Here is a 14,172-nt window from a genome sequence, read left to right as displayed (position 1 = left end):
AAGGGTCAGCTGGCCGGTGTGAAATCGTGAACTTCGCCGCTTCTCGGTTTAAAGCGCGGATCGCTATCTTTGTAGCTGCGCACCAGCTCCATCGTCTTGCAAAAGCTGGTCTGCTTGTCGTACTCCTGACGAGCCAACTCGATGGCCCGCTCGGCCCGGCGCCGCTCCATCTTGTCAGACTTGCGATCGCTGAACTGTTGCTGCTGATGCAGCATCCAGCCGACAAACTCTTGCTGGCATTGGGATTCGCTGTTGGCCTGTGCAGGCAGGGTCCACAACAACGAGAGCAGTATCAAATAACGCATGTCTGACTGGGTATTGAAGATTAATTGAACAGAAGGGGCGGCATTTTAGGCTGGAAATCGTGGTGTGAACAGTATCAATAGCGAGGCCCAGCGGGGCCTCGCATCGTGGTGGCCGGTGTCAGTGTTTGACGAGGTACAGCTGGCGGCTGTAGGCCACATCTTCCGGGTTGTTGATGGGGTAGCCCTTGAGCCATGGCTTGATGAGGCGGGCATTGGTGTACTGGTAGATGGGGGCGATGGGGGCTTGATCCAGCAGGATCGCCTCCGCCTCGCCAAACAGCTTGCTACGGCTGGCGACATCCTGAGTGCTGGCCGCCTCTGCCAGCAGCTGGTCATAACGAGCATTGGCAAAGCCTGCCATATTGCCGCTGTGACGAGAGCCCCACAGGCCAAGGAACGCTGAAGGGTCGTTGTAATCGGCGACCCAGGAGGAGCGGATAACCTCGAACTGACCGCTCTGGCGGCTGTCGAGATAGGTTTTCCACTCCTGATTGGTCAGCTCGACCTCGGCGCCCAGCTTCTGCTTCCACATGCTGGCAATCGCCAGTGCCATCTTCTTGTGAATTTCCGCGGTGTTGTAGAGCAGGGTCAGCTTGAGCGGCTTGTCCGGGCCGTAACCGGCCTCCTTGAGCAGGGCCTTGGCCTTGCTGTCCAGCGCCGGTTGGCTGCTGGTGGAGAGCAAGTTGGCGGCCGGGGTGAAACTGGCGGTCACATCCGGAGTGAAGTGATAAGCCGGTTTCTCGCCAGTGCCGAGCACCTTGTCGGCGATCAGGGCGCGGTCGATGGTGTAGGAGAGCGCCTTGCGCACCCGCACATCGTTCAGTGGTGCCTGACGGGTATTGAAAGCGTAGTAGTAGGTACCGAGCTGATCCGGGGTGTAGACCTCATTCGGGATCTGCTGCTTCAGCTTGTCGTACTGCTCCTTGGGGAAGGATTCGGTGATATGCAGATCGCCCGCCAGATAGCGGTTGGTCGCCGCGCTCTCCTGATTGATCGGCATGAAGATCACCTTGGTCAATACGGTATGGGCCCGATCCCAGTAATAAGGGTTGGGGCTCAGCTCCAGCTTCTCGTTGACCACCCGGTTGTTCAGCGCAAAGGCACCGTTGCCCACCAGTTTGCCGGGTTGGGTCCACTGGTTGCCGTACTGCTCGATGCTGGCCTGATGGAGCGGCGACAGGCTGGGGTGGCTCAGCAGGTTCAGGAAGTAGGGCACCGGCTGGGTGAGGGTCACCTGCAGGGTGTGATCATCGAGGGCCTTGACCCCCAGCTCGCTGGCAGGCAATTTGCCAGCCACGATCTCGTCCACCTTGTCGAAACGGGCCAGTTGGGCAAACCAGGCGAAGGTGGCCGCCTCTTTCGGGTCGACCAGCTTGCGCCAGCCGTAGACGAAGTCGCCGGCCTTGACCGGATCGCCGTTGGACCAGCGCGCATCCGGGCGCAGATGGAAGGTAAAGAACTGGTTGCCCTTGTTCTCCCAGCTGGCCGCCACCCCGGCAACCGGTTTGCCATCCGGCCCCTGGGTCAGCAGCCCCTCGAACAGATCCCGCAGTACCTGCAACTCCGGCAGGCCGACCAGCTTGAGCGGGCTCAGGCTCGCAGGTTCATCCTTGAGGTGGCGAACGACAATCTGCTCGGCGGCGAGTTGTGTTCCGGCGGGAATATCGGCAGCCTGGACAGCAGCACAGCCCAGCAGGGCCAGCAAGGGGCTCCATCCTTTCATGGGTCGGATCCTTCAAATAGTGTGAAGCGGGGAGAAAACTCGGCGAGAAAATATCGCCGACAGATGGGAAATCATGATATCCCGTTTGCTGGTCTGACCGCCAGCATTCGACTCTCATTCCCAATCGGGGTAGAAGAGCGTTCCCGGCGTCTGTGCAGTTCAATGTGGTGAGGAGTGTCAAACGATGAAAGCATGGTTATTGCTGGCCTGTGCGTTGAGCCAGGGTGCCTGGGCGTTGGCCCCGTGCCAGAGCGACACGGCGGTGGGCAACTGGTGCGAGATCGGCATCGATGCCTTGCACCCGACCCAGGGGGGCGTCGGCCAGATCCAGGTCGATGAAACCCAGGCCACATTGGAGGGCATGAGCGCAAAGCAGCTCGACAAGTTGATGAAAAAGAAAGAGATCCCCGTGGTGATTGCGCCGGATGGCAGCTACTGGCTGGTGGACAGGCACCATCTCACCAAGGCGTTGTGGCAACAAGGAGTCAAGGATGCGCGGGTCAAGGTGATTGGCCGCCTGCAGGACAAAGCCAACTTCTGGAGCCAGATGCAGAACAACCACTGGGCCTGGCTCAAGGATGAGAAGGGGCAACCACTGACCCCGGAGCAGTTGCCGACCAGTATCGACAAGCTGCCTGATTACCCCTATCGCACCCTCGCCGGACTGCTGCAGAATGCGGGCTACTTTCGCAAGGACAAACAGATCTATTTCGTCGAGTTTGCCTGGGCCAGCTGGCTCGGCAAGCAGATGCAATGGATGCCGGTGGACAGCGCCAATCTGGCGGCCCGCCTGCAACAGGCCAAACGGCTCGCCTGCGGCAGCGATGCCAGTGACTTGCCCGGTTATCCCGGCAAGCAGTGCAGCCTCAACCAGTCCAAAAGCGCGCAATGAGTGGATGTGCGATGCCGGCACCCTGAGCATGCCGGAGATAAAAGAGGGCGACCCCGGGGTCGCCCTTATGCTGTCAGCTACTGGTTAGCGGTGGTCACTCATGGCGCTCCGCCCAGCGGGCAGCCGCCTGTTCAAGCAGGGCGACGTCACCTTGCTGGATCAGCGGTAGCAGATCGTTGACCTGTTGATCCGGCCAATCCCACCAGGCGAGGGCCTGTAGCCGGGCAATCTCCTCCTCGCCAAAGCGCATCCGCACCACCTTGGCCGGGGTGCCAGCCACCATGGCATAGGGCGGCACATCCTGATTGACCAGCGAACGGGCGGCGATGATGGCGCCGTCGCCGATGGTGACGCCGGGCATGATCATCGCCTCCATGCCGATCCAGACATCGTTGCCGATGCGGGTATCGCCAGCGGGGCGGTAGCTGCGCTTGAGCGCCGCCAGATCGGCGAACGGATAGGTGCTGATGAAGGAGGTGTTGTGGGTGTGGTTGCCGCCCATGATGATCTTTACCCCGGCGGCAATCTGCACATAGTCGCCGATATGGAGTCGGTCGATATGCCAGAGCGGCTCCCAGCCGGTTTCCGGGCTGCGGCTGAAGGGATCGCCATGGAGGTAGCGCACCGCCACCTCTTCGAAGGGGCCATCCCAGGCACCCGAGTAGTAGCTGTGCTGCCCTTTGAGGCAGATATTGGGGTTGGTCACCGTCAGGTGCAGGTATTCGACCTGCGACCAGTGTTGGCAGGTGCTCATATTGGTACTCCTTTGCTGAATGGATCGGATGGGTTGCGTTCGCTTGAGCGCAGCTAATAGATCCAGACCAGCATGCGGGGCACGCAGAGCAGGGAGCAGCCCAGCATCTGCGGGAGGCGTGGTCGCATTGTGGTGTGCTCCAAAGAACTAAGAGGGAAGGGCGCGATCATAAGGTCGGGCGCCGGGTTTGCCAAGGTTGCGCAGAGATCCTGCACTAACCCTCTGGTTGATATTTATTCTCAATTAGCCATGATAACACTCCCACCATGACGGATTCGGGAGAGCGAGATGACACCGCAAAGTTGGCAACGATACATGTTGGAGGCGGAGCGTGCCTGGCAGGCCGGTTCGCTAGGGGCGGCGATCTGCTTTTATCAGCAGGCGCTGGGGGATGTTTACGAGATGACCCAGGTGGAGTTGACCGAGCTGGCCACCATGCGAGTCGCCACCTGTCACCGGTTGGCCGACTTCTGGCGGGCGATGGATGAGCCGACTTACGAGCTGCGCTACCTGAAACTTGCCTCCGAGCTGGTGACTGCGCTGGTGCCACAATGCCCCAACCGGGAGTGCGAGGCACTGATCAGCGAGCTGGGTTGCTGTCGCGGCGCCCTGCTCGCCTTTCTCAAGCGCCACCCCAATCCGGAAATTGCCCGGCTGATCCAGTTGCAGGACAAGGTACAGGGCTGCGAGCTGATCGGCCGTTTTCGCCTCAACTGAACGGATTGGGGCGAGGCTCAGCCCCGCCGTTTGAGTTTCTGGGCGATGCGCTGTTGCGCCTCTTCCCCTTGCAGTGCCTGGGCGAAGGCGCGCGCCTCCAGATCGATGACAAAGTGTACCGCCTGTTTGAGCTCCTGTTTCAGCAGCGCCTTGCTCTTTTGCAGCGCTCTGGGCGGTTTGGCCGCCAGCTTCAGCCCCTGCTCGCGGGCAAGGGAGAGCACTCCATCGGCCGCCACCACCTTGTTGGCCAGCCCGAGACGTAGCGCCTCCTCGGCATCCATCGCCTCGGCCAGTAGCAACAGCTCGGCTGCCTTGAGGTGACCTACCAAGCGCGGCAGCAGCAGGCTGGAGGCGAACTCCGGTACCAGCCCCAACTCGACGAAAGGAAGCTGCAAGCGGGCATTATCCCCCAGATAGACCAGATCGCAGTGCAGCAGAATGGTGGTGCCAATCCCCACAGCCGGGCCGGCAACAGCTGCGATCACGGGTTTGGGGAAGTCGGCCAAGGTGTGGAGGAACTGCAGTATGGGGTCGTCGGGCTCCAGTGAGCTCTTGCCCATAAAGTCAGCCAGATCATTGCCCGCGGTAAAGCAATCCTGCTGCCCCTGCAACAACAGGACATGCACCTCTTCATCGGCTGCCGCCTCTCGCAGCGCTGCCACCAGTTGCTTATAGAGCTCGGTATTGAGGGCGTTGCGCTTGTCGGGGCGGTTGAGGGTCAGGGTGAGCAAGCCATCCTGCTGCTCGGCAATGAGAATGGGGGCCATGTCTAAATCCTTGTTATTGAAAGGTGCAAAAAAGGTTGCTGCTGGGGTAACCTTGGCGCCGTTTAACAACATCATAAAAGGATTTCAACCATGTTTAAACGTGCGTTTTATTCTCTGCTGGTTCTGGGTATGACGGCGCCTGCACTGGCCAAGGTCGAGGCTGTCGACGGTTATGTGCGCCTGTTGCCGCCGGGCTCCCCCAACACTGCCGCCTTTATGGTGCTCAAGAATGACGCCGACCAGCCGGTCAAGCTGGTGGCGGCGGCTTCTGCTGCGGCGGGGCGTGCCGAGCTGCACACTCATCTGCACGAAAATGGCGTGATGAAGATGCGCCAGGTCGAGAATATCGAGATCCCGGCCAAGGGCGAAGCTGTGCTGAAACCGGGCAGCCTGCACATCATGCTGTTCGAGGTGGGCACGCTCTCCGAGCAGACTCCTTTCCCGCTCACCCTCACCATGGATGATGGTCAGAAGCTGGATCTGTCACTGCCGGTGAAGCCGATTGAGCCGATGGCAGGGATGAAGCATATGAAGCACTGACATTTGTCGTCGTTTGTTCAGGATTGACGCTGGGTATTTTGGCTGCACCGAGTAAAATAGTGCTCTTTTCCATGTATGCAAGAGGAAGTGACGTAATGAAAAAGACGCTGATTGCCGGTTTTGTGCTGGCTCTGTGCAGCCAGAGTGCCATGGCCGCTGACGACTGGCGTTTTGCCGCCGGTGCCGACGTATGGGCCGCCAAGGGCAGTGGTCAGGCTTATGGCACCAGTGCTGATGGCAGCTATGACGACAGCTACAACTGGAACGGCTATCTGCAACTGGAACACGGCATCATCTTCCTGCCGAACGCCAAATTTGAAGTCTCCGATTTCAGCACCTCCGGCGGCAACTTCAAGAACGATCTGACCGCCTACGATCTGAGCCTCTACTACCGTCTGTTCAACAACGATCTGTTCAAGATCGATCTGGGTATGACCGGTCGTCACTACGACGGCGAGCAGGTCTACTTCGGTCGCAAGGGTTATGACGAAGATACCCTGATGGCCTATGCCGGCAGTGAAGTGAAGATCCCGGGCACCGGCATCGCCTTCTTCGGCGATCTGCGTACTCACGATGCGGACAACTATGACTACCGTCTGGGTGGTTCCTACAAGTTCTCTTCCATGCCGATCAAGCTGCGCGCCGGCTGGCGTGAAGCCAAGGTCGACTTCGCCAATATCGACCAGTCTGTCGATGGCTGGTTCATGGGCGGCGAATTCACTTTCTAATCTGACCGTCAACTGACGACGAGGAGCGATAATGGGCCACATCATAGTGACAGGTGCCGGTTCTGGTCTCGGCCGGGCGCTGACTATCGGACTGGTTGAGCGGGGCCATCAGGTCTCCATGATGGGGCGCCGTTATCAGCGACTGCAGGAGCAGGAGCTACTGCTCGGCAGCGCGGTGATCGGCATCGGCGCCGATCTGGCGCACCATGAAGAGGTCGACGTCGCCTTCGCCGCTGCGGTGGAGTGGGGGGGGCTGCCCGACATGGTGATCCACTGCGCCGGGGTCGGCGAGTTTGGCCCGGTCGGTGTCTACACCGCCGAGCAGATCCGCCGGGTGGTGGAGAGCAACCTTATCTCCACCATTCTGGTGGCCCAGCAGACGGTGCGGCTTATCGGTGAGAAAGGCGGAGTACTGGCCAATGTGCTCTCCTCCGCCGCTCGGGTGGGCAAGGCCAACGAGAGCCTCTACTGCGCCTCCAAATGGGGGATGCGCGGCTTTCTCGAATCCTTGCGCGCCGAGCTGAAAGGCTCGCCACTGCGGCTGGTCAACCTCTACCCGAGCGGGATCCGCAGCGAATTCTGGGACAACTCGGATCACGTGGACCCGAGTGGCTTCATGACCCCGGAAGATGCGGCGGCCTATATGCTCGACGCGCTGGAAGCCAGAAGCAGCTGCCACGTGACCGATCTCTTTATCGGTCGCAATCCCTGAGGCGAAACCCGCCACCCGGTTGCTGTCGTCAGAATACAGAAACAAAAAGCGCGCCAAATGGCGCGCTTTCTTATATCGGGAAGAGGGCGGAATTAACGGCCCAGCTTGGCCTTGAGCATGGCGATGATGTCGCTGATGGCCACTTCTTGCTTCTCGCCAGTGCGGCGGCACTTGTACTCCACCACGCCGTTGTCCAGACCGCGCTCGCCGATGACGATGGCGTGCGGGATGCCCAGCAGCTCCATGTCGGCGAACATCACGCCCGGGCGCTCTTTACGGTCGTCGAACAGCACGTCCACACCGGCCGCTTTCAGCTCGGCGTAGAACTGCTGTGCCTGCTCGGTCACGCGCTCGGACTTGTGCATGTTCATCGGCACGATGGCCACTTCGAACGGGGCGATGGCGTCCGGCCAGATGATGCCGTACTGGTCGTTGTTCTGCTCGATGGCGGCAGCCACCAGACGGGAAACCCCGATACCGTAGCAACCCATCTCCATGGTGACGGACTTGCCAGCTTCGTTCAGCACGCTCGCCTTCATCGCTTCGGAGTACTTGGTACCCAGCTGGAAGATGTGGCCCACTTCAATACCGCGCTTGAGCAGCAGCTTGCCCTGGCCGCACGGGCTCGGGTCGCCTTCCACCACGTTGCGCAGGTCGGCAACTTCGTAGGTAGCGATGTCGCGATCCCAGTTGGCACCGGTCAGGTGGAAGCCGGTTTCGTTGGCACCGCAGACGAAGTCCGCCAGATGGGCAGCGCTGCGATCGACGATGATGCGACCGGCAAAGCCGACCGGGCCGATGGAGCCTGCATCGCAACCGGCGGCAGCTTTAATCTGCTCGTCGTTGGCGAAGGTCAGCGGGTTGGCCACGCCAGCCAGTTTCTCGGCTTTGATTTCGTTCAGCTCGTGGTCGCCACGCAGTACCAGCGCGATGACGGCCTGCTTGCCGTGCTCATCTTCCTCTGCCAGTACCAGCAGGGTCTTGGCGATGGCGGTCGGAGCCACGTTCAGGAAGGCAGCCACTTCGTCGATGGTGTGGACGTTCGGGGTGGCAACCTTGGCCAGGGTTGCGGTGGCGGCAGCGCGTTCACCAGCCGGTGCCAGCGCTTCGGCCATCTCGATGTTGGCGGCGTAATCGGAGCTGTCGGAGAAGGCGATCAAGTCTTCACCGCTCTCGGCCAGCACCTGGAATTCGTGGGAACCGGTACCACCGATGGAGCCGGTATCGGCCTGTACCGGACGGAAGTTCAGACCCATGCGGGTGAACGCCTTGCAGTAGGCGGCGTGCATCTTCTCGTAGGTATCGACCAGAGACTCTTTGTCGATGTGGAAGGAGTAGGCATCCTTCATCAGGAATTCGCGGCCGCGCATCACGCCGAAACGGGGGCGTACTTCGTCGCGGAATTTGGTCTGGATCTGGTAGAGGTTGAGCGGCAGCTGCTTGTAGCTGTTCACTTCGTAACGCACCAGCGCAGTGATCACCTCTTCGTGGGTCGGGCCCAGCACGAAGGGACGGTTGTGACGGTCGGTCAGACGGCACAGCTCGGGACCGTAGTCATCCCAGCGGCCGGACTCCTGCCACAGCTCGGCGGGTTGTACCACCGGCATGGAGACTTCGACGGCACCAGCATTGTTCATCTCTTCGCGAACAATGTTCTCGATTTTCTTCAGTACCCGCAGACCGGTTGGCAACCAGGCATACATGCCGGAGGCCAGTTTACGGATCATCCCGGCGCGCAGCATCAGCTGGTGGCTGACAACTTCAGCGTCGGAGGGGGTTTCCTTGAGAGTGGAAAGCAGATATTGGCTGGTACGCATCGCGGTAGACCTTAGCTAGAACGGGCGCGGGGCCCAGGATAATTTCAAGGGCGGAATTTTAACAGGCTGGGCGTTATGGCCCAAGGGCTAAATTTGCCGCAGCCCGAAAGGTGACAACGCCCGGCAGATAGCCTGGGGTAATGACCATTGCAACAAGCAGGCTTTTTATGCCTGCAATTTGGCCGGATCTCCGCTAAACTCTGCCACCTTTTCTCGATGGGCATGGCTCTGCCGCGTTCATCCCCCCCCATTTTTAGTACTTTTGGAGCCGCTCATGCCGTTAGTGGGACATCAACACCAGATCGAGATCCTGGAACTGACCGACAAAGGAGATGGCAAAGGACGCCTGTTCGATCGCCCCCTGTTTGTCGAAGGTCTGCTGCCCGGTGAGCAGGCGCTGGTGGAGCTGACCGAGGTCAAGCCGAACTATCTGCACGGCAAGGTCGCCGAGCTGCTCCAGCCCTCTGCCGATCGGGTTGCCGATTTCTGCCCCAACACCGAGTGTGGTGGCTGTCAGGTGCGCCCGCTGGCCTATCCGGCCCAGCTCAAGCTCAAGCAGGCCTTGGTGCAGAGCGCACTGGAACAGGTCGGGCTGGGTGACACCCCGGTCAAGGATATCCTTGGCATGGAAAGCCCGTTCGCTTATCGCAACAAGGCGCAATATGCGGTGCGTGGCTGTGACGCCGGTGCCGAGATCGGTTTTTATCGCAAGCACTCCCACGATCTCATCACGGCCGATGACTGTGCGGTGCAGGATCCGCTGCACGTCGAGCTCAACGCCCGGGTGCGCAACTGGATGCGCGCGCACGACATCGCCGCCTATGACGAAGTGAACCACAGCGGCTGCGTGCGCAACCTGATGACCCGCAAGGGCTTCAAGAGCGGTGAGCTGATGGTGGTGCTGGTCACTTTGGGTGAGGAGCTGCCGTTCGAAGCCGAACTGTTGGCAGCTCTGAGCGATCTGCCGGTTACTACTCTGGTGCAGAACATCAACGATGAGCGCACCAACCGCATTCTGGGTGCCACCAACCGTGTGCTGCTCGGCGAAGGGGTGATCCGCGACAAGATCCATGAGCTCGAGTTCGAGATCTCGCCCCTCTCCTTCTTCCAGAACAACCCGACCCAGACCGATGTGCTCTACTCCAGCGCCCTCGAGTATGCCGAGCTGACCGGCAACGAGACGGTGTTCGACATCTATTGCGGTATCGGCACCATCTCCCTGTTCCTGGCTGGCAAGGCCGCCAAGGTCGTCGGGATCGAGTCGGTGGAGAGCGCCATCAGCGATGCCCGTCGCAACGCTGCCCTCAACGGCATCGAGCACACCGAATTCCACGTTGGCAAGGCCGAGCAGCTGATGCCCGAACTGCACGCCCAAGGTGTGACCGCTGATGTGGTGGTGATGGATCCGCCGCGCAAAGGCTGTGACAAGGCTGTACTGCAGACCCTGGTCGCCATGGCGCCCCGTCGTCTGGTCTATGTCTCCTGCAATCCGCAGACCCTGGCCCGCGATCTTGCCTGGCTGGTCAAGCAGGGCTTCGTGCTGGACGAGGTGCAACCGGTCGATATGTTCCCGCACTCCATGCACGTCGAAGCGGTTGCCCGCCTGAGCCTGCCCGCCAAGGCATAAGTCGCCCCCGACTCTTGCCCATAAAAAACGACGCCAGCTGGCGTCGTTTTTTTCTATCTGATACTCGCAGGTTGATGTGCTCAACCCTGCTTGCGCACCTCGGCGGCGATCTGGTCGAGCAGCTGTTGCCAGCCCTGACCCAGTTCGTTCACCAGCGCGTTGTAGCCATCGGCCGGCAGTACCCGCTCCTGACGGAAGGGGGCATCGCGCAGCACGGTGCCATCCTCCGCCAGCAGGCGCCAGCGGCCGCTCAGCACGGCGCTGCCGTCATGACGACCCTGAAAGCGCTCCACCAGAATGGTCAGCACCGGCCCCTTGCGGGCGCCATCCTGCCGTACCACCCAGCCCGGCAGGCGGGTGGAGAGGCCATTGAGGGTGAGCTGGTTGAGCTGATCGTCCAGCGCACCGGCCCAGCGATGGTACTCGGTGAAGTGCAGCTCTTGCCCTTCCAGCTGATAGACCAGGCTGATCCGGTCGAGCTGGCTGGCCAGCGCCACCGGGCGCAGCACCAGCTGGTGCTGCGGTTGGGCCGGGGCCGTTACGGGTTGCTGGTTGTCGGCATAGAGCGAGTAGTAGTGCAGGCTTGGCTGGCTGCTGCAACCCGCCAGCAGGCCCAGCAGGGCCAGCGTCAGGATCTCTTTTTTCATTGTTTGCCTCGCTTGGGCTCAGGGTCCGATGGATGCGCGCGATCGAAGATCAGCGAGCTGGGCTGCTCGTTGAGGGAGTGCACCAGCGGCTGCAGTTCGCGCATCAACTGATTGAGGGTCTGCACCGACTGGCGCAGGTCCTGATTGGTCTGCGACTGGGCATCATAGGCCTGCAGGGTCTCCTGCAACTGCTTGAGGCTCTCGTTGAGCGAGGCGGGCAGCTGCTGGGTGGAATCCTTGGCGGTGAGCTTGTTCAGGTTGGCGCTGACTGCACTGATGTTCTTCAGGGTGCCATCCAGGGTGGTGAGTGACCCGTTGACCTTGGTCAGGGTGGTTGCCATGTCCATGTCGACAAACTTGTCGAGGATGAGGTTCACCTTGCGCTCGATCTGATCCAGCCCGCCCTGCACGGTGGGGAAGACCTGATAACCGGCCAGCTTGGCCTGCTCGAAACGTGGTGCGTCCGGATAGAAGTTGAGATCGATGATCTTGCCGCCAGTCAGCAGGCTTGAGGTCTTGAGACTGGCACGCAACCCTTCCTTGAACTGCTTGCCGAACAGGGCTCGCCATTGATCCTTCTCCGCCTTGGCATAGCGGTGGGAGAGGCGCTGCACCTCGATGCGGGCCAGCACCGGGATCTGGCGGCTCTTGAAGATCTGCACGCCCTTGTCCTCGATGAGGTAGGGGGCGGAGATGACGGTACCGACCCGGATACCGCGATACTGCACCGCCGCACCCGGGTGCAGGCCACCCACGTTGTCATCGAACAGGAAGACGTAGTCGATGAACTGATCCAGACTACCGGCCAGCACGCTCGCCTCATCCTGGAACAGGGTGAACCCTTCCATCTGTTTGACCGGCTCGCCAGGCGCCCAGCCGGGTGGCAGACCCATGGTGATGCCGCCATCGATCAGGCTCTCCAGCGAATCCATCTTCACCTTCATCCCCTCGCTGCTCATGGAGACCTCGAAGCCCGGGGTCATCCAGAAGCGGGAGTTGCTGCTCACCAGAATGTCATAGGGGGCGTGGATGAAGATTTGATACTGCATCTCGCTCTTTTCCGGCAGGAACTTCGCCTCTTCCACCTGACCTATGGTGAAGCCCTGATAGTTGATGGGGGAGCCTTCCCCGAGCGCGCGAGTGTCGCGACTGCTGAGGGTGAGACGCAGCCCCTTGGCATCGAGGGAGGCGAGCGGCGGTTTGTCGAGCATGGCGTATTCGTCCCGCGCCCGACCTTTCTTGCCGGGGGCGAGCTCGATATAGGCGCCGGAGAGCAGGGTGCTCAGACCCGATACCCCTTCACGACCCACTCTGGGCTTGACCACCCAGAACTGGCTGTCACCGCGCAGCATGCCGGAGGCGGCATTGGTCAGCCGTCCTTTCAGCACGGCATGGCTGTAGTCATCGCTCAGTTCGACGGCCTCGATGCGGCCGACGTCCACTTCGCGGGAGCGGATCACCGTCTTGCCAGCGACTATGCCCTCGGCAGTGGCGACTGTCAGGGTGAAACTCGGGCCCTGGGAGTACCAGTGCTGGAACAGCATCCAGAGACCGATGAACAGCGCCAGCAGGGGCACCATCCAGATTGCGGCGGCAGAGCTCAGAAAGTCAGAGCCCGGTTTCCACCTTTTTTTACGCTCACTCACGTTCGCGTTCTCCTTGTTGTAAATCCCAGATCAGGCGGGAGTCGAAACTCATGGCGGCGACCATGGTGATCAGCACCACACCTGCAAATGCGACGGCCGCAGGGCCGGGGTAGATGGTCATCAGATTGTCGAGCCGGATCAGGCCCGCCAGAATGGCCACCACGAAGACGTCGATCATCGACCAGCGTCCGACAAATTCGGTCATGCGATAGAGTTTGAGCTTGCCGAGGGGGGAGGTGACATTGCCGCGCTGCACCATATAGCAAAGCCAGAATAGCGCCAGTATTTTCACCAGCGGCACCACCACGCTGGCGAAAAAGATCACCGCAGCTATGGGGTATGAGCCCATGGCCCAGAGCAGCACCACACCGCCGAGAATGGTGGAGGGGCTGTCATCACCGAGGAACACTGTATCCATGATGGGATAGACGTTGGCCGGAATGTAGAGAATGGCGGAGGTAAACAGCAGCGCCCAGGTACGGTTCAGGCCGCCCGGCTTGCGGGCATGCAGCTTGCCGCCGCAGCGGGAGCAGCTGTGGCTGCCCACCTCGCTCAGAGCGCCACAGATATGGCAGCCCACCAGGCCGGATTCCAGCGCGCCCGCTTCCGGGTCGATATCCCGTGACTCGGTTGGGCCGAACAGCCGCTGCCACAGCCACATCTGATCCAGTGAGGAGATCATCTTGATGAGCAGCACTGTGTAACCGACGAAAGCCCAGAACGACAGCCCCATCTTGATGTCGGCCATCCCCATCAGCTTGACCAGCGAGATGAGCACCCCCACCAGAAAGACATCCACCATCAGCCAGGGTTTGATCCGGCAGAGCAGACGGCCGAGGGAGCGCAGGGCATTGCTGTGCAGATCTTTATCGACCCGCCACAGCACCAGCATGATGGATCCCATATAGACCAGCGGCAGGCCGATCAGGGTCAGGCTCAATACCGCGCCGAGAAACAGATAGCCCTCATCCACCAGGGTGGTGATGCTCTGCAAAAAGGTCATCTCCTGGCCCACCCCTTTGGCCGAGAAGGACATAAAGGTAAAGGCATTGGCGAGCACGAACATGATGAGTGCCGCGAACCCGTAGGAGATCGGCCGCAACTCCTGCTGTGGCAGGTGGCGACTCAGGGTGTGTCCGCAACGGGGGCAGCAGCTGGCCTGTCCCACCTCGAGCGGTGTGGCCGGTATCAGCAGGTCACACTCTTCGCAGGCAGTGGCATCATGGACATAGGTGGTGTGGTGTTGGTGTGAAACCGGATGCAAGATAAAACCCCAGATAAGGCCCGTGGTAGAGCC

General features: G+C 60.7%; 14 protein-coding genes. 6 read left to right on the top strand and 8 right to left on the bottom strand.

The window, feature by feature from the left end; all coding sequences use genetic code 11:
- Positions 1-5: 5 nt before the first annotated feature.
- Together I6L47_RS10710 and I6L47_RS10705 are read right to left on the bottom strand one after the other, a co-directional pair.
- Complete coding sequence (locus I6L47_RS10710; RefSeq protein WP_005335795.1) at positions 6-305, bottom strand: hypothetical protein; 300 nt, start codon at positions 303-305, stop codon at positions 6-8.
- 118 nt (positions 306-423) lie between these two features.
- Positions 424-2,028: an ABC transporter substrate-binding protein gene (locus I6L47_RS10705; RefSeq protein ID WP_216947390.1), complete on the bottom strand. Its 1,605-nt coding sequence runs from the start codon at positions 2,026-2,028 to the stop codon at positions 424-426.
- Positions 2,029-2,212: 184 nt separating this feature from the next.
- Here I6L47_RS10705 and I6L47_RS10700 point away from each other — a divergent pair, with 184 nt between their 5' ends.
- A complete protein-coding gene (locus I6L47_RS10700) occupies positions 2,213-2,920 on the top strand; it encodes a ParB-like protein (RefSeq protein WP_216947389.1) in 708 nt (235 codons plus the stop codon).
- A 94-nt stretch (positions 2,921-3,014) separates the two neighbouring features.
- On the opposite strand, the gene I6L47_RS10695 is transcribed toward I6L47_RS10700, so the two are convergent.
- Complete coding sequence (locus I6L47_RS10695) at positions 3,015-3,674, bottom strand: CatB-related O-acetyltransferase (RefSeq protein ID WP_216947388.1); 660 nt, start codon at positions 3,672-3,674, stop codon at positions 3,015-3,017.
- 288 nt (positions 3,675-3,962) lie between these two features.
- On the opposite strand from I6L47_RS10695, the gene I6L47_RS10690 reads away from it, so the two are divergent.
- Positions 3,963-4,391: a DUF2753 family protein gene (locus I6L47_RS10690; RefSeq protein ID WP_005335785.1), complete on the top strand. Its 429-nt coding sequence runs from the start codon at positions 3,963-3,965 to the stop codon at positions 4,389-4,391.
- Between the two features lie 17 nt (positions 4,392-4,408).
- Here the strand turns inward: I6L47_RS10690 and I6L47_RS10685 are convergent, their stop codons facing one another.
- Positions 4,409-5,158 (bottom strand): enoyl-CoA hydratase-related protein, encoded by a 750-nt coding sequence (locus I6L47_RS10685; protein ID WP_182963231.1) that lies wholly within the window; start codon positions 5,156-5,158, stop codon positions 4,409-4,411.
- A 90-nt stretch (positions 5,159-5,248) separates the two neighbouring features.
- On the opposite strand from I6L47_RS10685, the gene I6L47_RS10680 reads away from it, so the two are divergent.
- From I6L47_RS10680 to I6L47_RS10670, 3 genes are all read left to right on the top strand, one after another.
- Positions 5,249-5,698 carry a copper chaperone PCu(A)C gene (locus I6L47_RS10680; RefSeq protein ID WP_042081565.1) on the top strand — a complete coding sequence of 150 codons (450 nt, stop codon included), beginning with the start codon at positions 5,249-5,251 and terminating at the stop codon, positions 5,696-5,698.
- 95 nt (positions 5,699-5,793) lie between these two features.
- Positions 5,794-6,426 (top strand): TIGR04219 family outer membrane beta-barrel protein, encoded by a 633-nt coding sequence (locus I6L47_RS10675; protein ID WP_005354809.1) that lies wholly within the window; start codon positions 5,794-5,796, stop codon positions 6,424-6,426.
- 31 nt (positions 6,427-6,457) lie between these two features.
- Positions 6,458-7,138 carry an SDR family oxidoreductase gene (locus tag I6L47_RS10670; RefSeq protein ID WP_216947387.1) on the top strand — a complete coding sequence of 227 codons (681 nt, stop codon included), beginning with the start codon at positions 6,458-6,460 and terminating at the stop codon, positions 7,136-7,138.
- Between the two features lie 92 nt (positions 7,139-7,230).
- Here I6L47_RS10670 and I6L47_RS10665 read toward each other — a convergent pair whose 3' ends face one another.
- Positions 7,231-8,955, bottom strand: coding sequence for a proline--tRNA ligase (locus I6L47_RS10665; protein ID WP_216947386.1), 1,725 nt, complete (start codon positions 8,953-8,955; stop codon positions 7,231-7,233).
- 274 nt (positions 8,956-9,229) lie between these two features.
- Between I6L47_RS10665 and rlmD the strand changes: the two genes are divergently transcribed.
- Positions 9,230-10,582: a 23S rRNA (uracil(1939)-C(5))-methyltransferase RlmD gene (rlmD, locus tag I6L47_RS10660; protein ID WP_021231744.1), complete on the top strand. Its 1,353-nt coding sequence runs from the start codon at positions 9,230-9,232 to the stop codon at positions 10,580-10,582.
- A gap of 80 nt (positions 10,583-10,662) precedes the next feature.
- Here the strand turns inward: rlmD and I6L47_RS10655 are convergent, their stop codons facing one another.
- The 3 genes from I6L47_RS10655 to I6L47_RS10645 are packed head-to-tail and all read right to left on the bottom strand — an operon-like array spanning position 10,663 to position 14,139.
- The gene (locus tag I6L47_RS10655; protein WP_216947385.1) at positions 10,663-11,229 is read right to left on the bottom strand and encodes a membrane integrity-associated transporter subunit PqiC; all 567 of its coding nucleotides are present in this window, start codon (positions 11,227-11,229) and stop codon (positions 10,663-10,665) included.
- Positions 11,226-12,875, bottom strand: a complete 1,650-nt coding sequence (pqiB, locus tag I6L47_RS10650; RefSeq protein ID WP_005335774.1) for an intermembrane transport protein PqiB — start codon at positions 12,873-12,875, stop codon at positions 11,226-11,228. Before pqiB ends, I6L47_RS10655 begins: the two co-directional genes overlap by 4 nt.
- Entirely contained in the window at positions 12,868-14,139 is a 1,272-nt protein-coding gene (locus I6L47_RS10645; protein WP_013723466.1) for a paraquat-inducible protein A, read from the bottom strand. The genes pqiB and I6L47_RS10645 overlap by 8 nt, the downstream gene beginning before the upstream one ends.
- Positions 14,140-14,172: the final 33 nt, after the last annotated feature.

This window comes from Aeromonas sp. FDAARGOS 1417 (assembly GCF_019046985.1).
Classification (GTDB): Bacteria; Pseudomonadota; Gammaproteobacteria; order Enterobacterales; family Aeromonadaceae; genus Aeromonas; species Aeromonas veronii.
The sequence above is the reverse complement of the archived record's forward strand: the minus strand, read 5'-3'. Positions and strand labels throughout refer to the sequence as shown.